Genomic DNA, 23,951 nt, shown 5'->3' with positions numbered 1-23,951 from the left:
ATTTTAACAATGATTTAAATATAAAATTCTATTTATTTAAATATATCCCCTAAAATTTTAGATACTTCTTTATATTTTGTTGCCGGAAAAAGATGAGTCCCCCCTTTCACCACATAATTGGGTTTAGAGTTTTTTAAGGGAAATACAATATCCCTGTCTCCCAATATCTGGATCACCTCAGGATTTTCTTCGTATTTCCAATCCGAGATCTTTTCTATGGACCATTTCAGGTAATAAGGATCCCTGACTCTGAAATATTGCAGAACTCTTGGGTTTTTGGGATCAAAGAACTTTCTTACCACAGAATAAATATTGGTTGTCCTGTCGTTGAAAAAGCTCACCGGAACTATTTTAGGAATTCTTGTGAGTTCTCCGGCTCTGATCAGTTTTGATTTTTCTTTATCAGATTTTATACTTCCCAGAATGACTACCTTTTCGGCAGGCTTTAGTTTATGAATTTCCTGCACCATAATCCCGCCAAAAGAATACCCTAAAAGGCAAAAAGGTTCAGAAGAATCAATTCTTTCAGCCATTCTTTCCACATAGGTATACAACCGCTCATCTTTTTGGGGAATAAGCCAGTCTAAGAATACAATTTCGTACTGATCGGGAAACTGTATTTTTTCCAGCACTTTAAAATCTGCTCCAAGTCCGCTTACAATATAAATCTTCATTTTACTAAAATAAAAAAAAATGGATATCTTAAAAAAGACATCCATTGAATTATTCTAAAAAGCAGTGCTTATTTTTTCTTTGCAGGAACTCTGTTTTCGTTATCTAACTTCTCCGTAGAAACTCTGAACTGGAAATCCATTTCATTCTTAATGAAATAATCTTTCAATGAAGACTGGTAAAATACTTTAAAGTCCCTTCTGTTTAATGAGAATTTAGCAGACTCAACAACCACGGTAAATTGGGTAACGTAAACGTTAGCCGGGAAAGAAATGGTTTTTCTCACTCCTTTGATCGTGATATCTCCATATACCGTAGAATTGTACTCACTATTCGCTAAAGGGATAATTTTAGTTAAGTGGAACTTAGCTATCGGGAATTTTTTTACTTCAAAAAAATTAGTGCTTTTAAGCTCATTGGTCAGTTTTATCTGATCTTCCTCAGAAACATCTCCTGCCATTATACTTCTCATATCAATGATGAACTCACCGTCTACAAGAACAGTTTTATCAAAATTGAACTTACCGCTTTTTAACTTTACGGTACCTGAATGCGAGGATGCTTCTGCCTTTACAACCTTATATCCCCACCATCTGATTTCAGATGAAGTCACTTTAGAAACCTTATCAAATTTCTTCTGAGCATAAGTAAATGATATGCTCACACACATCATAGCAAACAATAGTAATCTTTTCATTCTTTTTTATTTACAATTCAACAAAAATAAAAAAAAGTGTAGAACTTCTACACTTTTACTAATCTTTTTTTGGTTAAATTATTTAGCCGTTACCTTTACAAGCATATCGATGTCATCTTTCAAAAATACATCCTGCATGGTAGACTTATACGTAACATCAAATTTCTGTCTGTCGATCGTGAATTTATTGGATACTAAACTTACCACTCCCTTGCTGTAAGAAACCTTTGCAGGGAAGGTAACAGAGTTTGTTTTTCCTTTCACTGTTAAATCTCCTGTTACAAGGCTGTTGTAAATTTTATCATTATTTTTCTTTACAGAAGTAATTTTGAAAGTTGCTGTCGGGTGCTTTTCCACTTCGAAGAAATCTCCGTTTTTAAGATGCCCGTTCAATTTTGCCTGATATTCTCCTGTAAGATCAGTTGCATTAATGGAAGTCATATCCAAAACAAAAGTACCTCCAACCAACTGGTTTCCTTTCATTACCATATTCCCGGACTTTACTTTTACAGTCCCGTCATGAGAACTTGCTTCAGATTTCGCAACTTTATATCCCCACCAGTGAACATCGGATGCTACTACTTTTTTTGATTGTCCAAAAGCTAAACCTCCAGCTAATACAGCTAATAATAATATTTTTTTCATGTAGAATAAGTTATTTACTTTGTTAGTTAATGATGCAAATGTAGTTATCTTCTTTGATAGATTTCGTTGATGTATATCAATAAAAACAATTCTTTTTATGAATAATATCATTAAAAAAGCCCCGGCAAACCGGAGCCTCTTTTTATTCCTGAGGATAAGCTGCATACAGCGCCGCACCGTTCAGTCCCGTATGATCACTCTTGATCAGATAAATCGGGATATTGCGGAGCATGTTCTCCATTTTATCACTTATCTTGAACTTTTCATAAAATCTTTCTTTATCAATATAATCTTTGATGATTTGTGGGATATCCCCTGAAATCAGAAGACCACCGGTAGCTTTCAGCTTTAATGTTAAGTTATTGGTTTCCCTCGCTAAAAACTCAATGAAGGTATCCAGTGCAATTTTACAGATCAGCACATCATCTTCAACAGCCGCTTTGTATAACTCCTGAACGAAGTTTCCGTTAGAAAGACGCTCACCGAGACCTTCGGGTTCCGGATGCCTTTTGACATCTCTCAGGAATCGGTAAATATTAAACAAGCCTGTTTTAGATAGTACATTTTCCCAGCTTACAATTCCGTAAATATTATTAAGGAACTGATAGAATTCAACCTCTACATTGGTTCTAGGAGAAAATTCGGAGTGCCCTCCTTCCGTAGCAAAAGGTCTCAGGTATTTCCCGTCAAAGAAATATCCCGCTTCCCCCAATCCGTTACCCGGTGCCAAAATAGCTACATTTCCTTTTTCCAGATGTCCGCTTGTGTAAATAGGTTCCAGATCACTGTCCTGAAGAAGGCTCATTCCGTAAGCAGAAGCTTCAAGGTCATTAAGCATATATACGTTTTCAAACCCGAAATCTCTTTTGAACTCTTCTACATCTAAGTTCCAGCCCAATCTTGAAGGGCTGCTTTTACCGTCAAGCACAGGTCCGGGAACTGCCATTCCCAGTCTCTTTACATTTTCCAACTGGTTATCCTGGATAAACTTCTTTAAAATATCTGAAAAGGAAGAATATTCTTTAGTAGGATAATCGTTCTGTATTTTTATTTCAATACTTCCGTTACAGGAAACAAAATACCCTAAGTTGGTAACATCTTCACGAAGATTTGCCCCAATGATGGAAACATTATCATTGTCATTGTTCTTTACTCCCGGTAAATAAAGTGGAAATTTTGGATTCAAATTCATAATCGCAAATTTTATCAAATATAATAATTGTTTTCGTAACTTTTGTATGACCAAAAAAAACCTTTTCAAAAAAATTGAAAAGGTTTTGGTTAATAATTGTTTATATTTAAATCTAACTACTTTCCTAATGGAATATTATACCCGAATCCTACTCCAATGTTCCCCACATTGTAGTCCTGACCCACGATATCACCTTTATCTCCCGTAAATACCTTTTGGTATTGTACAAAGAAATTCCAGTCTCTGTTGTGGTATCCGATCTCAGGCTTGATGTAAAAACCTCCGTCCGGTCTGTCAACCGTACTGTTGGAAGCCACTTTCTCATCTCCTACCAGGAAACCGTATCCGATATCCGTACCGAAATAGAATCCTGTTTGCTTAGGATAAATTCTGATCAATGCAGCTGCCGGAATTACGCCAACATCATTATTGTTCAGACCATCATTATCTTTTCCGAAATAATGGCTATACCCGGTTGCGATACCTAAACCAAATCCGGGAGTGATTAAGTTCTGATAGGATACGTCCACTCCTACAGCAGCAGAAACGTTATCAGCGGGAACAGCTAATCCTACGTTGGCACCTACCTTGATCATGTTATTCATTTGTGAGTCCTGTGCACTGGCCATACCGGCTGTTACAATTCCAGCCAATAAAAGCACTTGTTTAAACATTTTCATAACTCTGATTTTTAAATTTTACTATTCATTAAGCTGTAAAAATCATGCCAAAACAGGGTGTTTTCCCTTACTTTAACACTTCAATAACAGACAAATAAATGAATATCAATCGTTTAAATTTAAAATAAATTAAATAGTTGTTTAAATTCATTAGCCATAATAATAATATTAAGAATTCTTAACCGTTCTTATTTTAACTTTCCATCTTTTGGAATATCCAAAAAACAAACCTCTGATTATGAATCTTTCCCTGCAGCATAATAAACACCTTCTCTGGCGTGCCGGTTTTGGTCCGGGTATTCACCAAATTGAAGACTTACAAAATAAGGACACCAAAACATTCATGAAAGAATTGTTCGTACAGGACAATTTTTCTGAAATCAATTATGATACTCCTGATGTGGAAATCATCGATTATATGAATGATAAAACGCCCGCTGAAAGGAAAAAGGAAGTTTTAAAGATCAACAGAGAGCAGAACCTTGAGCTGAACCTCAACTTTCTGGAGAAAATGATCAACAGTAAAGATCAGCTAAGAGAAAAGATGGCCTTCTTCTGGCACGGCCATTTTGCTACGAGAGTCATCAACCCTAAGTTCAGCAGACAGATCCTGAATGTCATCAGAAAAAATGCTTTAGGTAGTTTTAAAGACCTTCTTTTTGAAGTAAGCCAATCTCCGGCGATGTTGAACTTTCTCAACAATCAACAGAATAAAAAAGGCCATCCCAATGAAAACTTTGCCCGTGAAGTAATGGAATTATTTACTATGGGAAGAGGAAATTATACAGAAAAAGATATCAGAGAAGGCGCAAGAGCATTTACCGGGTGGGGATTTGACAAGCTGGGAAATTTCAGGGAAAGACCCAATCTGCATGATACCGGAACCAAAACTTTCCTTGGAAAAACCGGAAATTTTACCGGAGCAGATGTTCTGAATATTATTCTGGAGCAAAAAGCCACCGCAAAATTTATTACGACGAAAATTTATAAGTTCTTCGTTAACGAAAATATAGATCCTGCTATTATCAATAAGCTGAGCGAGAGTTTTTATCAGTCCAATTATGATATTAAAAAGCTGATGAATGATCTGTTTTCGGCTTCCTGGTTCTATGATCAGAAAAATATTGGAAACAGGATAAAATCCCCTATCGAACTGATGGCCGGAATGATGAGAATACTTCCGATGGAAATACAAAATCCGGAAAATCTTATTGTCTATCAAAAATTATTAGGTCAGATGCTTTTATATCCGCCGAATGTTTCAGGATGGCCCAATGGAAAATCATGGATTGACAGCTCTACCTTAATGCTCAGATTACAGATTCCTCAGATCTGGTCCGGATTAAGGCCTTTGGAATATACTCCGCGACAGGATGATGATATTGATATGGGCATGAAATCCCGTGAAACAGTACTGAATAAAAGCTTTAAAAACCCGAATATCGCTATCGACTGGGCTCGCGTTGAAAAGGCTTTCAGTAATAAAAACTGTGAGGATTACCTCATCCTGAATGTCAAAACACTGGATATGGGGTCTGTGAAAAACTTCTCCGACAACAGTGTAAAAATGAATGTGATCAACCTGATGTCCACTCCCGAATATCAACTCATGTAGTTTTTAGGTCGCAGGTCGCAGATTTAAGTTCATAGTTAACAAACATCTGTAAAGCCTGCCATCTATTACCTCTAACCTAAAACCTAACCTTATGTTAATCAAAAGAAGAGAATTCCTTAAAATAAGCTCATTAGCTACCGCATCATTAATGATGCCCAACTTCTTGAAAGCCATGACTTTGGATGAAGCATTGGAGCCTAATCAGAAAATCCTGATCGTTTTACAGTTTACCGGTGGAAATGACGGCTTAAATACCATCATTCCTACAAAAAATGATATCTATTTCAGAGAAAGAAATAACATCGCTATCAAAGATTCCCTCTCATTGAATGATGAAACGGGGATCAATCCGTCTTTATCCTTCTTTAAGGAGCTTTTTGACGGTGGTGAACTAGCCGTTATGAATAATGTAGGTTACCCTGATCCCGATAAATCACATTTCCGGAGTATGGATATTTGGCATTCTGCAAGCAAAAGCGATGAATATTTGGAAACAGGCTGGCTCGGGCGCTTCCTGGATGAAGAATGTTATCGTTGTGAACATCCTACTCAGGCTTTGGAAGTGGATGATATGCTGAGTCTGGCCTTAAAGGGAGAAAATAATAAGGCATTTGCTTTCAAAGATCCGAAGAGGTTATACCAGACCAGCCAGGAAAAATACTTCAAATCACTTTATGAACATCATCATGATGACGAAACCGTATCCTATTTGTACCAGACTTTAGGATCAACGATCAATAATGCGGATTATATCTTTGAAAAAAGCAAATCGAAAACCACTACCCAACCTTATCCGAATTCACAATTGGGTAAAGATTTTAAAACTGTAGCTTCACTGATCAAATCTGACATCAATACCAGGGTCTATTATCTTTCCATCGGAAGTTTTGATACGCATGTTAATCAGAATGACCGGCAGAAAAAGCTTTTCAATGATATTAATGAGGCAGTGAAATCCTTCGTGGCCGATATGAAAAGCAATGGTCTTTTCAACAACATTCTTCTCATGACCTTTTCTGAATTCGGACGCCGTGTTGCCCAAAATGCAAGCAACGGAACGGATCACGGAACAGCCAATCAAATGTTTTTCATCAGTGGGGGCCTGAAAAAGAAAGGGCTTCTGAATGCGCTTCCGGATCTTCAAAACCTGAATGAAGGTGACCTGGTCTACTCTGAGGATTTCCGGAAAGTCTATGCCACTATTCTTAAAAACTGGCTGAAAGCGGATTCTTCCAAAGTTTTAGGCTGGAAAAACGGAGTTTATGATTTTATATAAATAAAAAGAGGCTTTTCCTTTGGAAAAGCCTCTTTCAATTTTAAACTTTAACTACTTCATTGAGCAGGTAACTGCTTCTTCTCTTCCTTCTTCTCGTTTAATTTTTCTGATATTTTTTTAACTACAAATTCAATCACCAAAGGTGCTAAAACTGCGATCAATGTTTTAAAAATTCTTGATTTCATAATGTGTGGCATTTTATATCTAAGTAAATACAATTTCTAAGCCAACTCATTATTAAGCCATTTAATCTTCGTCCGGAACGACCAGGGCTTCATAATTCATACTTCCTGCCTTGAATTTATCCTGCATTTTCAGCCTTAATTTTCTGGGCTTATGAACGATCAGGCAATCTCCGAATCCTAATAACAGTCTTTCCAGTTCGTAATTAATCTGTACACAAATCTTAAAAACCGTTCCCTCTTCGGTCTCGCTTACAATTTCCTGACTTTTGTGAAACGGCTTGGTTTTCACATAGGGAGCATTGGAAGAATCCACAAAGAAAACCACATTTCTGGGCTTCATCATTTCTGAAACAGTAACTCCTACAATATCCTTAAAATATTCGTCCCCGTCCAGGTCTTTATCAATATATTCTGTTTTTTCGTCGGGTTCAATATTTTCCATCCTGTCCAGCGCCAAATTGTACATGCTTCCTTTGTACAGACAGATCAGGAACCAGCGGTTATTGTATTCTTTCAACAATTGCGGATGCACGGTAAAAACAGTGGATTCCCTTGCTGTAAAGCTTTTGTAGAGAATTTTTAAAACTTTTTTATTTAAAATACTTTCATACAAAACGTCAATATGCTCCAATCCTTTCAACTGTTCATTTTTATCCAGATGAATAATGGATTTCTGATTCTTGGCATGAATAGAATCTTCAAGCTTCTGAATAACCCCGTTCATCTCTTTAAACATAGAGAAATCTTTGAACTGTTTTAGAATCTGAACGGCATTGTTCATTGCCTTCAGGTCGCTTTCGTTCACCGAAATGTTATGGATACTGTAGTCGGGATCACTGTAGCGGTAATATTTCCTGTCATACACTTCAATAGGTGCCTCATATCCGAACTTTTCGCTGCGCATATTCTGCAGGTCAAGCTGAACAGTCCGTTTGCTCACAAAAGATTCTTTTCCTTCAAATTCGAATAAAGCCTCGGAACATTCATCAATCAAATCTTCCAGGGTATATTTACGGTATTTGTTCTTAAGGCATTTATCTAATGTTTTATAGCGGATAAGGGCATTTTTGTTGGATGACATGGTGCTGTGTTTTTTAATTAATCAGAATTTACCTGAGATTCTTCGTTTCACTCAGAATGACAATTGTCAATTATTTCCTTTTTAAAGCTTCCCCTTCAAAAGAAATTCCGTCCCATCCGAATTCCATGAAGTTTCTGATATTCTGGTGATCGGTTCCTTCCGGATTTTTTAACACATCCTCCCTGTAAAACTCTCCGAAAAGATTTAAAACTTTTTCTTTCGGCAGATCATTCAGCTTCGCAAAACTGAATATTTTGCAAGAACCGTTATTCTGACCAGCTTCATTTACGGTATTTCCGTTGGTAAATTTTATAGGGGTAAAATCGTAGTTTTCATCAATATAAGCAATGACTTCTTTAAATTGAATGGTTTCGGGAGAATTTTCCAGTTGTTTGAACAGCATATTTTTATTTTATTTATAAGGTATAAAAGCTTTGCAAAAGTTTTTTTTACACACTTTAAGTTTTTTCTTAGCTTAATTTTCAATATGGTAAAGAAGTACACTCAAGTTGAAATCGAAGATTTTTAAACTAATGTGATTTTGATTTACTTATTAATTTTAAACTAAAGAAAACTTTTGTTTTTTAAATTAAAACTTTTGTGGTTAAATCTACAATCAACAATCCCAAAAAGCCGAAAGCCTATTTCCAAATTGCCAAGAAACTATAAAGTTTAATTACAATTATAATGCTTCACCTTTAGCATTGAAATAATAAATTTATATGTGTGACTTTACAATCATGTACACCTTCTTGCAAATTTAATTTAAAATCTAATAGATACACCGTTTTTTATGCACATACAATGATTAGAATAAAAATTTTTATCAATATACTTAAGACATTATTTTTCATTTGATCAATATTAATATGATGAAAAAACATGATAATTAACGACAATCGACGACTTTATTCTACAGGTTTAAAGGAACTTTCTTATAATTTTGCAGTCGAACAAGATTACTAAGAACATAATAATGAAAAAAACATTCTTAATTATTTTGTGCGTGATAGCACAAATAGATATATCTACAAAATTCATCCCCTAATTTGATTTCTAATAATACTTAATCTTTAATTTAGAAAAGTCAAATTTATTTTAGTTAACTATAAAGGTAAACGATCTATAATGGAAGTACAATTAATAATTTCTTTCTTAAGTGCATCATTGCTATTGTCAATTATCCCCGGACCGGATAACATATTTGTTTTGACAGAAAGCATAACGAAAGGCAAAAAAAATGGAATAGCTATTTCAACAGGACTAGCTTTAGGGGTTTTAGTTCATACTGTCGCAGCGGCAACCGGTTTGTCTATTATTATTCAAAAATCAGCATTGGCTTTTTCGGTCATTAAGTATATAGGAGCCGCTTATTTATTCTATCTGGCTTTTATGTCTTTAAAAGAAAAAAAAATTGAACTGAATCTTCATGAAAATCAAGATCAGAGTAAAGAAAACACAATCTACTTAATTAGAAAAGGCTTTTTAATGAATGTTCTAAATCCTAAAGTAGCTTTATTTTTTATTGCTTTTTTACCCCAATTTATTTCTAAAAGCGGCTTTAATGTCACTTTGCAAATGTTTCTTTTGGGGATTATTTTTGCACTTCAGGCCTTTATAGTCTTCTTTATAATCTCGTCTTTATCCAGCAAGCTAACAAAGTTTGTAAACAATCAGAAGTTTTGGAAAATTACTAAATGGAGCAAAGTCTGTGTACTCTCAGGGTTAGGAATGGCCTTATTTTTTTCAAAAAATAAGTAGATACAATTTATGATAATATGGTGATTGACTTTAAAAATATTCATTTAGGATCTCTGATCAACCAATTAATTAAAGAACGTGATCTGGAAATAGATCGCGTTTGTAAATTCATGAAATGTACCGATGAAGAATTAGCGGCAATACTATCCAGAGAGTTTTTGGAAAGCAATCTTATATTAAAGTTTAGTATTTTACTCGAGTATGATTTTTTTAGAATCTATTCTCATCATCTGATACTTTATTCCCCTCCAAGTAATATGAGTTATAATCAGAACACTAATGTTTCTTCTCTTCCTCAGTTCAAAAAGAACCTTTATACCAAAGAAATTATTAATTTTATATTGGAACTTATCAATATTGGGGAAAAAACTAAACAACAGGTTATTGATGAGTATAAAATTCCCAAAACAACATTATATAAGTGGATAAGTAAGTATAAAACTGAAATCCATAAGATAAATTAAAAGATTACTAATATGTAAAAGGCAAATTCCTGCTCTTTTTATCTATCCTGTCTCATGATTCACAATCAAAAACGTATTTTTATAATAAATACGTTTTACTATTTATTATATATAAGAAATTTAATAATTAAATATTATTTCTGCATAATTTATTATGCATTTTAAAAAATTCTTAATTTTATTTTAAGAAAAATGATTGTTATATCATATACAATTTAATTTTGATACAACTCATTATTTGAATCTCTATCTAATTTAAATTATCTGTGAAAACCAAACTTTTACTATATATTTTCCTGCAACTGAGTACTACTTTTTATACTCAGGATAAAATTAAACAGCAAAAAAGCATTGATAGTCTCATAACGATTGCTAATAATAAAAATTTAATAGCAGAAAGCGGAAATAAAGAAATGCTCAGAATATGTACAGAAATTTACTATCAATCAAAGAATATTGGCTATGACAAAGGTATCATGAATGGAATTATTGGGATGGCTGGAGCATATCTTTATGAACAGAATTATGATGAAGCTTTGAAAAAGATTCCTGAGGGATTGGTTTTAGCCGAAAAGTCAGAAGATTATTTAATGTGGTCTAAAATGCTCTTAATACAGGGAATTGCTTATGCCAGGTTAGGATTTGAAAAAAAATCGAGAGAATCTTTACATAAAAGCTTATATATTGCAGATCATTTTTATGTCGGAAAAAGAAGATATTTTCTTAAATCTGCCATATACAATACCATAGCAATAAATCTACGGGATGACCCGAAGACTTCTCCGGATTCTATTCTCTTTTATTTTCAAAAAGCTTATGAAGAATCTAAGATGGAAGAAATAAACCCGGCTAGAAATATTAGAGTTGGATCATATGCATTGAATGTTGCCTATACTTATATCAAACAAAATAAGCTTTCCGAAGCAGGAAAGTATATGAACGAGTTTGAAGAGCTTATGAAAAATGAAAAAGACAAATCACTTTACATTTACTTCTACATTAATAAAGGGTGGATTGAAAATAAGAAAAAAAATTATACAAAATCTATAGAATACTTTAATCAATCTATCCAACTTATTCATGAATACAGGGTTTTTTCGCAAGAATTAAAAGACATTTATTATGGAATGTCAGAGGCCTATCTTGGACTTGATGATTATAAGAATCAGGCATTATACCTTTCTAAAGTGAAGAATATTACCGATAGTATCTCAATTGTTGAAAAAAAAATCTTAGATAATACGATATCTGCTCAAAATAAAGATCTCAGCAAAACAAAAAATAATGAGGTTTACACTTATATTATTATTGCTGTCCTAATAATAATAGTAGCCTGCATCATATACATATACTTTGCGGCTAGCCAAAAACGTAAAGGGAAAGCAATTAAAAATGACGTATTACCAGTTGTGGAAGAAAAAGATCTTTTTGCTGACGAAACAACTCAATTAGCAAAAGAAAAACAACCTGAAAAAGATGTTCAACTTATAAGAGAACTTATTAAACTGGTCCAAAGTAAGGATAAATCTTTTCATTTAAAATTTTCAGAGGCCTTTCCTGAATTTGACCAGAAGCTTTTACAAATAAATCCGGCGCTTACGCATTCAGACTTGGAGTACTGTGCTTTAATGAAATTGAAATTCGAGACGAAAGAAATAGCTCAGTATAAAAATGTAACTATTAATTCTGTTGAGAGTAAAAAATACAGATTAAGGAAAAAACTAAACATCCCTACCAATATTGATATCTATACCTGGATGTTAAAAATTATTTGATATTGCACTTATAGAAGCGAAAAGATTTCCATAAATAAAAAAAGGAAGTATTCTTTTGTCATTTGCTAAAATTCGAATTAATGATTAATTCGAATTTTTTCTTTTTACACTCATTGCATAAAAAAACAGGATAACTGATGATAATCGACGACCATAATTTATCGATTCCATCGGGGGTTTCCAATAATTTTGCCAAATAATTCAATAACAAAAATTACCATATTACTTCTTATAAAATCATTTTTTTTGACAGTATAAGAGATAAAAATATAAACAAAATGATAAGAAAGAATAATCATTTCCCTCAAATCATGGAAATATGTGCTCAGATAGATATATCTACACATATTTCCTTTCTCACTTTTAATTCAACTTTTTAATGATCCAATGAACCCTGATTATAAAAAAATTTATACTGATATCATAGAATATAAAAAACCAGAGAAGGCAGATGTCTGTAGGCGTTTCTTTGAAAAAGAGAAATTAACGGCATTAGATATTATTAGCCTTAACAATCTCATTTTCGAAACATCAGAGCAAAGTGATTCAAATCCAAAATTCCGCTCTTATAATAAGCAGACAATATTCTACATACTGGATTATCAGAAAAGAAATAACCTCAACAACAGCCAATTAGCTTTAAAATTTAAAATGAGCAGAAATACAATATCAAAATGGAGAAAAATATTTTTAGTCAAATGATGAATCTATCTCTGGAAATGCAGGATTCCTGTAAATAAGCCAAAGATGATACTCTATAAAGCACTACAATTATTAACGTTTAATTTAAAATGAATATTATGAGAAAAAATTTATTACAAATCTTGTTTTTTTTAACCTGTCTTAGCATGCAGGTTAATGCACAAATGATCTGTACCCCCACAGATTTTAATGATGTGACCATTATGAACCCAACCGGGGGAACTAATACTACTAATGGATTACGCACAGAGATTTCAGGAGCTGGAAACTTGCAGGTAATGGCGAACAATCAATATCAGATGTATTCGCCTAATCCACTTCAAGGAGGCTCTCCAAATAATACTCCTGGTGTAAATGGGATTGCTCTTGTAATTGGACAAGATACATACTCAACGGGCTCGATACTTAATCAAATAGGTGTTCCTAGCAGCCATATACTTGTTCCAACAGGCAGTACTTGTAATACCATGGGAAATACTACTGAACATTCTATCACCTTCTCCATTACTAAAAATTCGCTAATCTATGGTTTAATAGTAACATATTCATATACCTATCCCAATTCTTTTATAACCGTGAAATATGATGTTACTATCCCTCCTGGTAATAGTGAATCAGTGAAATTGTCTCAAGCATGGGATACCTATCTGGCAGGTGGAGATTATGGGCCAGGTTTTGTTTCTGGTACAGGCTCAAATCTAACTATGGGAATTCAAAAAACAGTTAGTGGAGAAGTGGTTTATGAAGCATTTAAGTATAAAAGCGGGAAAGCTTGGAATGGATATTATTCAGCAGTTTTTAATGAGATTAATTTTAACTTACAATTTAATCAATATATCTTTAGTAATACAATAGATACAAATCCAACTACTGACAATGGTATCGGTATTTCTATTAATTATGGCAGTTCTGCAGGTACTTTTTCTACCACAAATGATATTATATTCAAATGCAACGCCCCTACGTCAGCCCCTACTTTTAGCTCTACGAGCTATACAATGACATGTGGATCCCCAGTAAATCTAAAAAGCCAATATACAGGTACACCTGAAGCTTCTTTACCTGCCGGAGTAACGCTTGTTTTTTATGATCCGTCTGGAAACCAGGTGGCAGATCCTACGGCTGTTTCAACTCCGGGTACTTATAATGTGTTTTATTCAGATGCCAATAATGCTGGATGTACTTCTCCAAGTACCACACTTACCGTAACCAGCGGAGGCTGCTGTTCAACAGCTCCTTCTTTATCTTCCAACACCATTACTAATACCTGCCCAACGGAAACGGTTAATTTAAATAGTTTATATTCCGGCTCTTTGCCAGCTGGAGTAACATTAGAATGGTATACCAATAACACTCATACAGGCACACCTGTGGCAAATCCTACAGCAGTAGCTACTGCAGGAACTTATTATACTTTTGTGCATGATACTAGCGCATCTTGTTTTAGTCCGGCATCCGTTGCTGTTACGTTTACAAAAACCACTTGTTGTTTAGCGGGTACTGCAGCTCCTGTAATCAATTAAAAAACTGAAAGAAAATGATGAACAAGTTTTTTAATCAGAAAATGCTGATCACCATTTTAATAATGTTGTGCAGCAATGTTTGGTCACAGGTCACAGTCAATTTAAATTCCCATTATACAGGGACTCCGCCGGCAGGTACAACATTTGAGTGGCATAACGGTCTTCCCGTTTCAACAAATAATGCATTGACTACGGCAAACGCATCTGCCGCTACAGTACCGGGAGTATATTACGGGGTATTTTATGATGCTGCCAATAATTGTTATAGCCCAAGCACAAGAGTAAAAGTTGTTACCAATAACTGCCCCGTAATGACGGTAGATTTAACCCAACAAACTTCCTCCACAGCTCCTGCGGGAACTGTTTTGGAGTGGCATACAAGCAGCACTCCATCAGTGGCAACTATTGTAGCAGCTCCGAATGCAGTAAGTTCTGGGACCTATTGGGCGGTCTTTCATGATACCACCAATAATTGTTACAGTCCGGTATCCTCACCTGTGATTGTGGTTACAAGCTCTTGCGTATGTTATAAACCTGCCGTAACAGCCGGAACTCTTCAAGGGGCTACCGTTGGGATTACTGCTTTGAATAGAGCGAGTGCAAATGATGGCAGCTGGCCAAACGTAAGAAAAGGAGCTTGGATTGCTCTTGAAGCCAAAACTAAAGGGTTTGTTCCAAACAGATTAACATCTGCTCAGGTCGCAGCAATTCCAGCCACAGATCTTATTGAAGGGATGATGGTATATAATACGGATTTAAATTGTTTGCAGATTAATACCAATGGTACATCGTCAGGATGGACTTGCTTAAGCCAACAAACATGCCCGGATAATTAATTCACAAATTTAATACAATGAAAAGAAAAATAATATTTAGTATCGTTTCTGCTTTTTCAATTACAGCCTATTCTCAGGTAGCAATAGGGAAGGATTCTGTTTCCTCAGGCTCTGTTTCGTTAGAGTTTGGAAGCGCTAATAAAGGGATGGTTCTTCCGTGGGTTAATTCAGCGGCTTCTATTTCCGGTGCAGAAAATGGAACCTTGATATATGACATTTCAGATCATAAAGTGAAACTGTTGTCTTCAACAGGTTGGAAAGACCTATCAATTGATGTTACAGGCACTACAATTGACCCGATCACCAACATTGATGGTGTTACCCTCCAAAGTTCTCTTACCGAGAATACCGGAGCAAAAGTGGAAATAGGATCAGGAGTTCCTTCATCAAGTTCAGGTATTTTGGTTTTAAAAGATACCAATAAAGCCATGATACTACCAAAAGTAGCAAGTCCACATCTTACTATTATCAATCCTGCTCCAGGTTTGATAGTTTATGATACAACAGCAAAACAGCTGGCCGTTTTCAATGGAAATGTCTGGACTTTCTGGAAATAATGACAACACTCAATACATTCATGTTTTTTTATCTGATCAGGGGAGTGTAATCTCCCTTGATTAGATTTGGTTTCTATGAATGATTTTTTTGAATGTTATCAATCTTAAAACATACAAGCATAAAAATTAAGTGAATGGTAAAATGGTTTAAGGAAATTAAGTTAGAAACAAATAATATAAAGCTTATTCCTATCAATATAGAGCATAAAAATGACCTGATAGTGGTATCTGAAGACGGTAATTTATCAGAATTATGGTATGCCTCTGTTCCTGATTCAAAAAATATTGAGAGCTATATTGCCAAAGCTATTGAAGATTTCAACCAAGATAAAGGATGGCTATTTGTGGTCATTGCTAAAAAATTCAGTCAAATTATTGGAACAACCCGGTATACTAATGCGACACTACAACATAGAAGACGAGAGATTGGGTATACTTGATATTTTTGTAAAAATAATTAAAAAAAGTTATACTACGCAAAAATACTGCGCACTTGTATCGTTACTTTGCATCATCAAAATGAAAAAAACAATGGAATTTAACGGAAATCATTTAATTGAATTAGGATACAGACCGGCAAAATGGTTTAAAGGAGCCATCGATCATATTAATGAAAATAACCTGGATGAAAACCAGATCAAAGAATACCTTGTGCAGTTCAAACAGCCTGAGCAAATCCCGCTTCATGCATCTCCAAAAGATTTTGTGATCAACATCAGAGCGGAACATGAAAATGAGGCTGATAATGTGGAAAAGGTGATCAGAACGATGCAGGTTTTAATGAAAACTCCAACGCTGGTTGGGGGTGCATTAATGCCGGATGCATGTCCTACCGGTCCTGAAGGAAATATTCCTGTAGGGGGTGTTGCAGTTGCTAAAAATGCCATTCACCCGGGATTCCATAGTGCGGATATCTGCTGTTCCGTGATGTTAACGGATTTTGGAAAGGCTGATCCTAAAGAAGTTTTGGATGCTGCTCATTCTGTAACGCATTTCGGGTACGGAGGAAGACCAAGAGGTGAACAGATGCCGATGTCTCAGGAATTGATGGATGCCTTCAGAGCAAACTATTTTCTGAATGATGAAAAGCTGATCAGCATTGCCCGTTCTCATATGGGAACTCAGGGAGACGGAAACCATTTTCTGTTCGTCGGAATTTCCAAAAATACAGGAAATACAATGTTGGTTACCCATCACGGCTCAAGAGCTCCGGGAGCATCTTTGTATGATAAAGGAATGAAGGTCGCCAACCGTTTCAGACAGGAAATTTCCCCTGAAACTTTGAGAGAAAATGCATGGATTCCTTATGATACGGAAGAAGGAAAATCGTATTGGGAGGCGCTACAGTTAATAAGACAATGGACCAAAGAAAATCATACTTCCATTCATGATGCAGTTTTAAACAAACTGGATATAGAAAAGGAAAACAGATACTGGAATGAGCATAATTTCGTCTTTAAAGATGGTGATTTGTTCTACCATGCGAAAGGAGCTACTCCGTTGGATGATAAATTCATGCCCGATATTACTGGACCAAGACTGATCCCATTGAATATGGCGGAACCAGTATTAATTGTTCAGGGAAAAACGAATGAAAGAAATTTAGGTTTTGCGCCTCACGGTGCGGGAAGAAATTTCAGCAGAAGCCAGCATAAGAAATCATTGGCCCATAAAACCATTGAAGACGTTTTTGCAGAAGAAACAAAAGGACTGGATGTTCGTTTCTTCTCCAATGAAATTGATATTTCCGAGCTTCCGACAGCTTATAAAAGCGCTAAAAACGTAAGAGCTCAGATAGAAGAATACGGCCTTTGTGAAGTATTGGATGAAGTGATGCCTTACGGATGTATTATGGCGGGTGATGTGCAGAAAAATGCGCCTTGGAAGAAAAAGAAGAAGTTTAGAAAAGCGTGAACAAAATGAAGGCAAAGAAAGTTCCTATATTTCCCATTTTACTTTCCGCCTTTTCAAAGAATAAGACAAAGGGAGTTCCTATAAACTTTGGAGAATTACTCCCCGTCTTTTTTATAAAAATATAGGTAAAAGGAGTTCCTATATGCTTCATTACAGAATTACTCCTCACTTATTTTTTACATGAAACACAATGAAAACATTACAATTATTTAATGCTATATTAGCAAGAGAATCTAATGAAAAGCCATTCATTTCAGAAGATGGTTTTATCATTGAACCAGGTGCTCTTTGGTCAAAAAAAGAAATTATCAGTTACTATGCAAAGGAAAAATTAAAAGGAAATGATTTAAATAAATCCTTTCATAAATCCTGGCAAAAAATAAAAGACAGTTCAAGATTTGATTTATGGGTTGAGCAAATCAAGCATTACATAACTACCTACGGAACTCGGTTTCAGAATGAAATTTATATTCCCAACGAAATATTAAATGTTCCTGATCTGAAATTAACCTTTAAGGTAGTGAAAGCCTATACCAAAGAAGAAATGCAGGAAAAATGCCTTTCACTGCTGAAATCGGGAATTGCTTTGAAAGAAGAAAAGATTGATGATTTGCTCTATATTCTGCATCATGAGCTTGAATATGATTTTACCGGAAAAGAAAACGTAAGAAATAAAGAAGCGATCGTAAAAATTGCCGATTTGTACAACATTTATCCTGAAAATCCGGTTGAGTTTTTCCGTTACGTCATTTATAAAACTACTCTTACAACACTTTTAATCAAAAATGATGAATTAATTGATCTGATTAAAGAGAGTAAATATAATCCAACGTATCTGTTTGAAAGTTTCGGATTGGAAAAACTGGCTGAAATCTTTAACAGGTTTAAACCTTTATTTCTGGCTTATAAAAACAAAGCTCCAAAAACAATCAATAAAATTTCAAAGCTCTCAAAAATCTATCATAAACCTTTAATAGCAAATCCATTGAATAACGCTACCAATACTTTGCTAGAATATGGTGATTTACATTGGTTGGAAAATGCCACTCCTTTTGCTTTGTTTAAAGCATTATCAGCTTGTCATTCAAGAATATACGGACAGGATACTTTTGTCTACAGGATCAGAAACGGGAAATCGTGGGTTAAGAAAGGTAAAGAAACCTATGTTAATCAGTTGAACTATAAATTTATTTTGGACTATCTAAAACTTAAATATGATCTTTCTGACAAAAGAATTTATTTGCCTGAAAACATAGAATTTGCTTTGCCAACTTCTGAAAAAATGTTTGTTGGAAATATTCCGACAGGAACCAAATTTTATGGAGAAAGGTTAGCTGTGGGAGTTTATTGGGAAGATTCCTGGGGAGCTTTTGATCTTGACCTTTCAGGACTTAATATTTCTGGAAAAACAGGCTGGAACGCAACTTATAATCAGAATAACGGACATTTGATGTATTCAGGAGATATGACTTCTGCCCCTAATGGTGCGGTTGAATATCTTTATGCCAATAAAGGATTGAATACTCCTACACTAATTATGAATAACATCTATTATGGTGACAACAATAGCGGTTATAAAATCATCATAGGAAAAGGGGATAATATTTCTTATGATTATATGATGAATCCCAATAATCTCTTTGCCGAAACCAGATGTAATGCGGTTCAAAAACAAATGATTTTAGGCATTCTTTTGCCAAAGGATGGGAAGCAATGCTTTACATTACTGAATTTTGGAGCGGGACATTCTCATGTTTCAGGGAGCTCCGAAGTTTCTGTAATGGCTACAAAAGCACTATACCAACAATGGTATGAGCCTCTTACTTTTAATCGCATTATAAAAGAATTAGGAGCAATAATCACTTCAAACAGAGAAGAATCAGATTTCGACTTTTCATTAGAAACTTTGGAAAAAGATCATTTCATTAAGGTTTTTAGAGCCTAAATATAAATTTTTATTATTTGAAATAACACTCACTGCGCAAAAATATTGCGCAGTTATTTTTTTACTTTGCACTACAAATAAAAAACGATGACACCAAAAATATTAGATAAACTCAAAGAAGTTGAGGCAAAACGTGGTATAGAAATACTTCTTGCCGTAGAATCAGGGAGCAGAGCGTGGGGTTTTGCTTCTCCTGACAGCGATTACGATATCCGTTTCATATACCGACACGAAAAAGACTGGTATCTTTCTCCCTGGGATAAAGATGAAACGATAGAATTTATGACAGAAGATGATCTGGATGGTTCCGGCTGGGACTTGAGGAAGACTTTTCATCTTTTGCTAAAATCTAATGCAGCCTTATTAAGCTGGTTCTACTCTCCTATCGTCTATAAGGAAAACAAAAAATTTGTTGAACTGTTCAGACCATTGGCAGACAGTTGTTTTTCTCCGGTAGCGGTTTCTTATCACTATCTGAGTATGAGCAAAAAATATCTGGAAACCTGCAGAAACAATGAAGTGAAGCTGAAAAGCTATTTCTACTGCCTAAGAACTGCTCTTACCGGAAAATGGATATTAGAAAAAGGAACCGTTCCACCAGTGCTGTTTAGTGAATTACTTGTTTTGGTAGATGATTTTACAAGAACAAAAATAGAAAACCTTATTGCTTTAAAAGCTACAAAAGGAGAATCGTATTACCATCCGAATGACTGGGAGCTTTTTGGGTTTTTGGAAAAAATGGTTGCAGATAATGAAGAAAGAGCAAAGAGTTTGACTGGAGGAAAGACAGATAAAGATGAGATGGAGAGGGTTTTTAGGGAAATATTGATGTAAATTAAAAGGTTACGGGAAGCCGTAATCTTTTTTTTGTTTTTATCAATATATTTAATTTTAAAAACTTCAATAAAAATTATTAATTTTTGATACACAACAAACACCATGAATAGACATATTTTTTTAAACAATGACAAATCAACCCACCCAAAGTTTAACAGACAAAGAAATGTTGGAGGTGGTAAAAAAATTGATGAGATAACAGAACAAAATGAGCCAAAAGTAATTCAACAATTTCAAAAAGAAAGACTGAGAAAATTTAATATTTCATTTTATGCTAAGCAAAAATTAAGAAATAGTCAAAGAAGTATAGAATTTGACAAAAATATAGACTTAATTAAAATTAATTTTTATAATATTTTCAATTCGGATTTAAAACAAAAATTTTTAACAAAGTACGGCTTAGTTCCTATCGAATACAGAGAGTTTAACAAAACTGTAATTTTTGAAATATATGACCTTAGTTTATTTGAAAATTTTAAAAACCATTTAAAAATTATTATTGGAAGTCCTCATGGAACTTCATACAATAATAAACAGTACAATCTTTTAGCTTTAATTTATAAATTTGAATTCATTGATAGTACAGCACGAATTTTAACTTATAGTAGAAAAGGGATTTTACTTAATTTCATTGAAAGTATTGATGAGATTTATAATGTTCAAAAAGAACGACTTTTTACCTATCTAAGAGAGCATCACTTCAGTTATTCATATTCTGAAATGCACGAAAGTATTTTAGAAATTTATGAGATTAAAAAAGATCAAATTCAATTTATTGCTGACAATTTTGATATAGTTAGAGCAATAACTAGCTCGAGAACTCAAAAGTTCAAACCGGGTTATAATGGTCCAATAAGAGATTATGATTTTGAAATAGAATTGCGGGATAATGTAACAACTGTAGGAGTTATTGATACCGGAGTAGAAAGAATTTTACCGTTACGACCAGTTATTTTAAATGAAAATATTGACCATACTGGTAAGGGTTCTTTTTGGGATGAGGTTGGCCATGGAACTATGGTTGCAGGATTAATTGTCTTAGGGGATGAGTTTTATAATATTATTAAAAATACATATAATGCAAAAGCTAAAATCTTTGTAATAAAAGCTTTACAACAAAGCAATGATCCGCTTGATATTCCAAAACTATTAGAAGACATTAAATTTGCCAAAAAAGAATATGGAATTAAAATTTTTAATTTATCGTTAGTAATTCCCAATGCAAAAAAATATAATGAACCATTTAGTTCTTTTGCATATGAGTTAGATAAAATCGCATATGAAGAAGATGTTTTAATCTTTATTTCAGTTGGAAATTTTAATTCAGATAGTTTAAAATCATTAGTAGATGATGAGTTTCATCCAGATCACGAATACCCAGATTTTTTTTATAAACCGGATGCTACTACTATTGTTCATGCATGTGAAGACACTAATATTTGCATTCCCTCTGAGTCCTTAAATAATATTTCTGTAGGAGCATTAGCTGGTAATTTCGAAGAAAATGACAGCTCAGATATTACTCCAAATGGAATTTATCCTGCTTATTATACAAGAAAATTTCATTATGATTATTCTCAAATAATTAATACCCAAACAATAAAACAGAAAAACAAACATTTGAATAAACCAGATTTTGTATTCTTTGGTGGGGATTTATTTAATGAAAAATCTGGTTTAGAAATTTTAAAATCTGCATTTGCAAACAATGATAAATTTTATGGAAGATCTTCTGGCACAAGTTTATCAACACCTTTAATTACTTCTTATGCAGCCGAAATCCTGAATGAATACCCTAATTTAAAATCTCAAACTGTCAAAGCTTTATTAATAAATTCGGCAAACTATCCTAATAAAAATTCTTTACCTCATTTTAAAGATAAACCAGAATTCCTTTTAAAAAGTTTAATAGGTTTCGGCATTCCAAAAAGAGAACACTTACTAGCTAATGAAAATAATACCATAACCTTCATTATAGAAAATTTTATTGAGGTAGGAGAAATATTCAAAGTACCAATATTTCTTCCTCAGTATTTAAATAAAAGTGGAAATAAATTACAGTTTGACATTTCACTATGTTATAGTTTTATGCCTATAAAAGATAATCAATTAGATTATTTACCATTACATATATCCTTTAATCTTATTAAGGATGTAGAAGATGTAAAGATATTTGAAACTGGTAACCAAAGTGATTACTCAATTAAGAATAACATAACATGGAGTGAAGACCATTTTGGAATAGAAAATCGACAATTTTCAAATAGTCAATTTATGTCTTACAGAATTCAACCAGCTGATTTTAGTAAATTAGATGATAAGATTTCAATAGTAGTTAGATGTTTAGCAAAAAAAGATTATATGAAATCATTAAAAAAACAAAAACATAACTTTTCAATGGTTATTAAAATTACAGAAATATTATCAAATGAAAATACTGAAAATCTATATTCAGAAATGCTAGAGATAAATGAATTTATTGAGATTAAAAATGAAAATAATATAGATCTGGATGCAGAAAATTAAACTCCAATAGATTCTTTTTCAATATCAATTAATTTCTGCCATATTGAAGTATCAATTTTGGCGGAAATTATATTTTCTGGATTATTTATTGCAAATAGACTTCTCTTTATAGCTGTAACTAATGTCTTTTGTATACTATAATAAGATAGTCCAATAGAATTTTTAATGACTTTATTAGCCTTTATCTTACTATCAAAAGAAAAATTACCATTTTTAAGAGTTAGCAATACTAATTCTTTTATTTCTCTTTCCTTTGGTAAATTAAATCCAATAGAAAAATCAAATCTTCTGAGTAATGCTTCATCAAGCATTTCTTTTTGATTTGTAGCAGCAATAACAATACTATTTTGAGGAAGGTAATCAAATAATTGTAAAATAGTATTTACAACTCTTTTCATTTCACCATGATCTTGTGAATAATCTCTAACTTTACCCAAAGAATCAAACTCATCAATAAATATAATACAATCTTCAGAAGCCGCTTTCCTAAATATCTTAGATAAATTTTTACTAGTCTCTCCTAATTTTGATGATACAATTGCTCCTAAATTCACAACAACCATCATCTTATCTAATTCTCCTGCAACAACATAAGAAGCCAAAGTTTTACCGCAACCAGAAGGTCCATGCAACAATAATTTATTTGCTATTGGTAAATCAAATTTTCTAAGTAACTCTGCTTTTTGATGTTCTTCAATAAAATATTGTAAGCTATGAATTACAGTATTATCAGCAACTATGTTATCAAGCCTATAGTTAGAAGTTAATTTTTCTAATATTAACTCTCCGACTTCTCTATCTTCAATTCTATTAAAATAAGATTCAGACCCAACTTTAGTTAATGAATTATTTCTTTGTTGTTTGAGAGAGTCTTTTAGAATTGATTGTAGTTGTATTGCAAAGTTTAATTTTTTGGTATTTTTAGAATGTTCAATTAAATCATTTAATACAGATAATAATTTTTCCTGGTCATTTTCAAGACCATATTTCGCTATATCTTTTATGTAATCAAACTGACTCATTATACTTACAAAAGTAATCATTTTTTTATAGTTGATTAACTTTTTA

Annotated in this window: 23 protein-coding genes; 14 read left to right on the top strand and 9 right to left on the bottom strand. The window is 33.5% G+C overall.

What is annotated here, in order from left to right; all coding sequences use genetic code 11:
* Nucleotides 1–32: 32 nt before the first annotated feature.
* The 5 genes from BCF58_RS08530 to BCF58_RS08510 all read right to left on the bottom strand — a co-directional run bounded on the left by BCF58_RS08530 (nt 33) and on the right by BCF58_RS08510 (nt 3,886).
* Nucleotides 33–674 (bottom strand): alpha/beta hydrolase, encoded by a 642-nt coding sequence (locus tag BCF58_RS08530; protein WP_121461379.1) that lies wholly within the window; start codon nt 672–674, stop codon nt 33–35.
* Between the two features lie 68 nt (nt 675–742).
* Nucleotides 743–1,369, bottom strand: a complete 627-nt coding sequence (locus tag BCF58_RS08525; protein ID WP_121461378.1) for a YceI family protein — start codon at nt 1,367–1,369, stop codon at nt 743–745.
* A 78-nt stretch (nt 1,370–1,447) separates the two neighbouring features.
* Nucleotides 1,448–2,014 carry a YceI family protein gene (locus BCF58_RS08520; protein ID WP_121461377.1) on the bottom strand — a complete coding sequence of 189 codons (567 nt, stop codon included), beginning with the start codon at nt 2,012–2,014 and terminating at the stop codon, nt 1,448–1,450.
* 142 nt (nt 2,015–2,156) lie between these two features.
* Nucleotides 2,157–3,206, bottom strand: coding sequence for a glucokinase (locus BCF58_RS08515; protein WP_121461376.1), 1,050 nt, complete (start codon nt 3,204–3,206; stop codon nt 2,157–2,159).
* A 116-nt stretch (nt 3,207–3,322) separates the two neighbouring features.
* Nucleotides 3,323–3,886 (bottom strand): porin family protein, encoded by a 564-nt coding sequence (locus tag BCF58_RS08510; RefSeq protein ID WP_121461375.1) that lies wholly within the window; start codon nt 3,884–3,886, stop codon nt 3,323–3,325.
* 238 nt (nt 3,887–4,124) lie between these two features.
* Between BCF58_RS08510 and BCF58_RS08505 the strand changes: the two genes are divergently transcribed.
* Both BCF58_RS08505 and BCF58_RS08500 read left to right on the top strand, forming a co-directional pair.
* A complete protein-coding gene (locus BCF58_RS08505; protein WP_170148992.1) occupies nt 4,125–5,501 on the top strand; it encodes a DUF1800 domain-containing protein in 1,377 nt (458 codons plus the stop codon).
* 91 nt (nt 5,502–5,592) lie between these two features.
* Nucleotides 5,593–6,777, top strand: coding sequence for a DUF1501 domain-containing protein (locus tag BCF58_RS08500; RefSeq protein WP_121461374.1), 1,185 nt, complete (start codon nt 5,593–5,595; stop codon nt 6,775–6,777).
* 56 nt (nt 6,778–6,833) lie between these two features.
* Here the strand turns inward: BCF58_RS08500 and BCF58_RS17650 are convergent, their stop codons facing one another.
* The 3 genes from BCF58_RS17650 to BCF58_RS08490 form a co-directional block, all read right to left on the bottom strand.
* The gene (locus BCF58_RS17650) at nt 6,834–6,962 is read right to left on the bottom strand and encodes a hypothetical protein (protein WP_262696994.1); all 129 of its coding nucleotides are present in this window, start codon (nt 6,960–6,962) and stop codon (nt 6,834–6,836) included.
* 61 nt (nt 6,963–7,023) lie between these two features.
* Nucleotides 7,024–8,043, bottom strand: a complete 1,020-nt coding sequence (locus BCF58_RS08495) for a helix-turn-helix transcriptional regulator (RefSeq protein ID WP_121461373.1) — start codon at nt 8,041–8,043, stop codon at nt 7,024–7,026.
* Nucleotides 8,044–8,113: 70 nt separating this feature from the next.
* Nucleotides 8,114–8,446: a HopJ type III effector protein gene (locus BCF58_RS08490; protein ID WP_121461372.1), complete on the bottom strand. Its 333-nt coding sequence runs from the start codon at nt 8,444–8,446 to the stop codon at nt 8,114–8,116.
* A gap of 725 nt (nt 8,447–9,171) precedes the next feature.
* Between BCF58_RS08490 and BCF58_RS08485 the strand changes: the two genes are divergently transcribed.
* The 12 genes from BCF58_RS08485 (at nt 9,172) to BCF58_RS08430 (ending at nt 22,883) form a co-directional block, all read left to right on the top strand.
* Nucleotides 9,172–9,804, top strand: a complete 633-nt coding sequence (locus tag BCF58_RS08485) for a LysE family translocator (RefSeq protein WP_121461371.1) — start codon at nt 9,172–9,174, stop codon at nt 9,802–9,804.
* 17 nt (nt 9,805–9,821) lie between these two features.
* Nucleotides 9,822–10,268, top strand: coding sequence for a transposase (locus tag BCF58_RS08480; RefSeq protein WP_170148991.1), 447 nt, complete (start codon nt 9,822–9,824; stop codon nt 10,266–10,268).
* 266 nt (nt 10,269–10,534) lie between these two features.
* Nucleotides 10,535–12,043, top strand: a complete 1,509-nt coding sequence (locus BCF58_RS08475; RefSeq protein WP_121461370.1) for a hypothetical protein — start codon at nt 10,535–10,537, stop codon at nt 12,041–12,043.
* Between the two features lie 387 nt (nt 12,044–12,430).
* Nucleotides 12,431–12,745 carry a helix-turn-helix domain-containing protein gene (locus BCF58_RS08470; protein WP_121461369.1) on the top strand — a complete coding sequence of 105 codons (315 nt, stop codon included), beginning with the start codon at nt 12,431–12,433 and terminating at the stop codon, nt 12,743–12,745.
* Between the two features lie 164 nt (nt 12,746–12,909).
* A complete protein-coding gene (locus BCF58_RS08465; RefSeq protein ID WP_147462048.1) occupies nt 12,910–14,268 on the top strand; it encodes a hypothetical protein in 1,359 nt (452 codons plus the stop codon).
* A gap of 14 nt (nt 14,269–14,282) precedes the next feature.
* A complete protein-coding gene (locus tag BCF58_RS08460; protein WP_147462047.1) occupies nt 14,283–15,104 on the top strand; it encodes a hypothetical protein in 822 nt (273 codons plus the stop codon).
* A gap of 17 nt (nt 15,105–15,121) precedes the next feature.
* Nucleotides 15,122–15,661: a hypothetical protein gene (locus BCF58_RS08455; RefSeq protein ID WP_121461366.1), complete on the top strand. Its 540-nt coding sequence runs from the start codon at nt 15,122–15,124 to the stop codon at nt 15,659–15,661.
* A gap of 134 nt (nt 15,662–15,795) precedes the next feature.
* Entirely contained in the window at nt 15,796–16,101 is a 306-nt protein-coding gene (locus tag BCF58_RS08450) for a GNAT family N-acetyltransferase (RefSeq protein ID WP_121461365.1), read from the top strand.
* 91 nt (nt 16,102–16,192) lie between these two features.
* Nucleotides 16,193–17,575, top strand: a complete 1,383-nt coding sequence (locus tag BCF58_RS08445; RefSeq protein WP_121462007.1) for an RtcB family protein — start codon at nt 16,193–16,195, stop codon at nt 17,573–17,575.
* 190 nt (nt 17,576–17,765) lie between these two features.
* Nucleotides 17,766–19,520 carry a hypothetical protein gene (locus BCF58_RS08440; protein WP_121461364.1) on the top strand — a complete coding sequence of 585 codons (1,755 nt, stop codon included), beginning with the start codon at nt 17,766–17,768 and terminating at the stop codon, nt 19,518–19,520.
* 87 nt (nt 19,521–19,607) lie between these two features.
* Entirely contained in the window at nt 19,608–20,354 is a 747-nt protein-coding gene (locus BCF58_RS08435) for a nucleotidyltransferase domain-containing protein (protein WP_121461363.1), read from the top strand.
* Nucleotides 20,355–20,459: 105 nt separating this feature from the next.
* Nucleotides 20,460–22,883, top strand: a complete 2,424-nt coding sequence (locus BCF58_RS08430; RefSeq protein ID WP_121461362.1) for a S8 family peptidase — start codon at nt 20,460–20,462, stop codon at nt 22,881–22,883.
* Here the strand turns inward: BCF58_RS08430 and BCF58_RS08425 are convergent.
* Nucleotides 22,880–23,926 (bottom strand): AAA family ATPase, encoded by a 1,047-nt coding sequence (locus BCF58_RS08425; protein WP_228434764.1) that lies wholly within the window; start codon nt 23,924–23,926, stop codon nt 22,880–22,882. The genes BCF58_RS08430 and BCF58_RS08425 overlap by 4 nt on opposite strands.
* Nucleotides 23,927–23,951 lie beyond the last annotated feature (25 nt).

Origin of the sequence: Chryseobacterium defluvii, from assembly GCF_003634775.1 — a bacterium.
In the GTDB taxonomy this organism is placed as follows: domain Bacteria; phylum Bacteroidota; class Bacteroidia; order Flavobacteriales; family Weeksellaceae; genus Chryseobacterium; species Chryseobacterium defluvii.
Note: the sequence above shows the minus strand (reverse complement) of the source record. Positions and strands in the feature narration are given on the sequence as shown.

What these genes read in the sequence shown, in the direction of transcription:
- BCF58_RS08530 (WP_121461379.1), bottom strand. Translation starts at nt 674, where the DNA reads ATGAAGATTTATATTGTAAGCGGACTTGGAGCAGATTTTAAAGTGCTG.
- BCF58_RS08525 (WP_121461378.1), bottom strand. Translation starts at nt 1,369, where the DNA reads ATGAAAAGATTACTATTGTTTGCTATGATGTGTGTGAGCATATCATTT.
- BCF58_RS08520 (WP_121461377.1), bottom strand. Translation starts at nt 2,014, where the DNA reads ATGAAAAAAATATTATTATTAGCTGTATTAGCTGGAGGTTTAGCTTTT.
- BCF58_RS08515 (WP_121461376.1), bottom strand. Translation starts at nt 3,206, where the DNA reads ATGAATTTGAATCCAAAATTTCCACTTTATTTACCGGGAGTAAAGAAC.
- BCF58_RS08510 (WP_121461375.1), bottom strand. Translation starts at nt 3,886, where the DNA reads ATGAAAATGTTTAAACAAGTGCTTTTATTGGCTGGAATTGTAACAGCC.
- BCF58_RS08505 (WP_170148992.1), top strand. Translation starts at nt 4,125, where the DNA reads ATGAATCTTTCCCTGCAGCATAATAAACACCTTCTCTGGCGTGCCGGT.
- BCF58_RS08500 (WP_121461374.1), top strand. Translation starts at nt 5,593, where the DNA reads ATGTTAATCAAAAGAAGAGAATTCCTTAAAATAAGCTCATTAGCTACC.
- BCF58_RS17650 (WP_262696994.1), bottom strand. Translation starts at nt 6,962, where the DNA reads ATGAAATCAAGAATTTTTAAAACATTGATCGCAGTTTTAGCACCTTTG.
- BCF58_RS08495 (WP_121461373.1), bottom strand. Translation starts at nt 8,043, where the DNA reads ATGTCATCCAACAAAAATGCCCTTATCCGCTATAAAACATTAGATAAA.
- BCF58_RS08490 (WP_121461372.1), bottom strand. Translation starts at nt 8,446, where the DNA reads ATGCTGTTCAAACAACTGGAAAATTCTCCCGAAACCATTCAATTTAAA.
- BCF58_RS08485 (WP_121461371.1), top strand. Translation starts at nt 9,172, where the DNA reads ATGGAAGTACAATTAATAATTTCTTTCTTAAGTGCATCATTGCTATTG.
- BCF58_RS08480 (WP_170148991.1), top strand. Translation starts at nt 9,822, where the DNA reads ATGGTGATTGACTTTAAAAATATTCATTTAGGATCTCTGATCAACCAA.
- BCF58_RS08470 (WP_121461369.1), top strand. Translation starts at nt 12,431, where the DNA reads ATGAACCCTGATTATAAAAAAATTTATACTGATATCATAGAATATAAA.
- BCF58_RS08465 (WP_147462048.1), top strand. Translation starts at nt 12,910, where the DNA reads ATGATCTGTACCCCCACAGATTTTAATGATGTGACCATTATGAACCCA.
- BCF58_RS08460 (WP_147462047.1), top strand. Translation starts at nt 14,283, where the DNA reads ATGATGAACAAGTTTTTTAATCAGAAAATGCTGATCACCATTTTAATA.
- BCF58_RS08455 (WP_121461366.1), top strand. Translation starts at nt 15,122, where the DNA reads ATGAAAAGAAAAATAATATTTAGTATCGTTTCTGCTTTTTCAATTACA.
- BCF58_RS08450 (WP_121461365.1), top strand. Translation starts at nt 15,796, where the DNA reads ATGGTAAAATGGTTTAAGGAAATTAAGTTAGAAACAAATAATATAAAG.
- BCF58_RS08445 (WP_121462007.1), top strand. Translation starts at nt 16,193, where the DNA reads ATGGAATTTAACGGAAATCATTTAATTGAATTAGGATACAGACCGGCA.
- BCF58_RS08440 (WP_121461364.1), top strand. Translation starts at nt 17,766, where the DNA reads ATGAAAACATTACAATTATTTAATGCTATATTAGCAAGAGAATCTAAT.
- BCF58_RS08435 (WP_121461363.1), top strand. Translation starts at nt 19,608, where the DNA reads ATGACACCAAAAATATTAGATAAACTCAAAGAAGTTGAGGCAAAACGT.
- BCF58_RS08430 (WP_121461362.1), top strand. Translation starts at nt 20,460, where the DNA reads ATGAATAGACATATTTTTTTAAACAATGACAAATCAACCCACCCAAAG.
- BCF58_RS08425 (WP_228434764.1), bottom strand. Translation starts at nt 23,926, where the DNA reads ATGATTACTTTTGTAAGTATAATGAGTCAGTTTGATTACATAAAAGAT.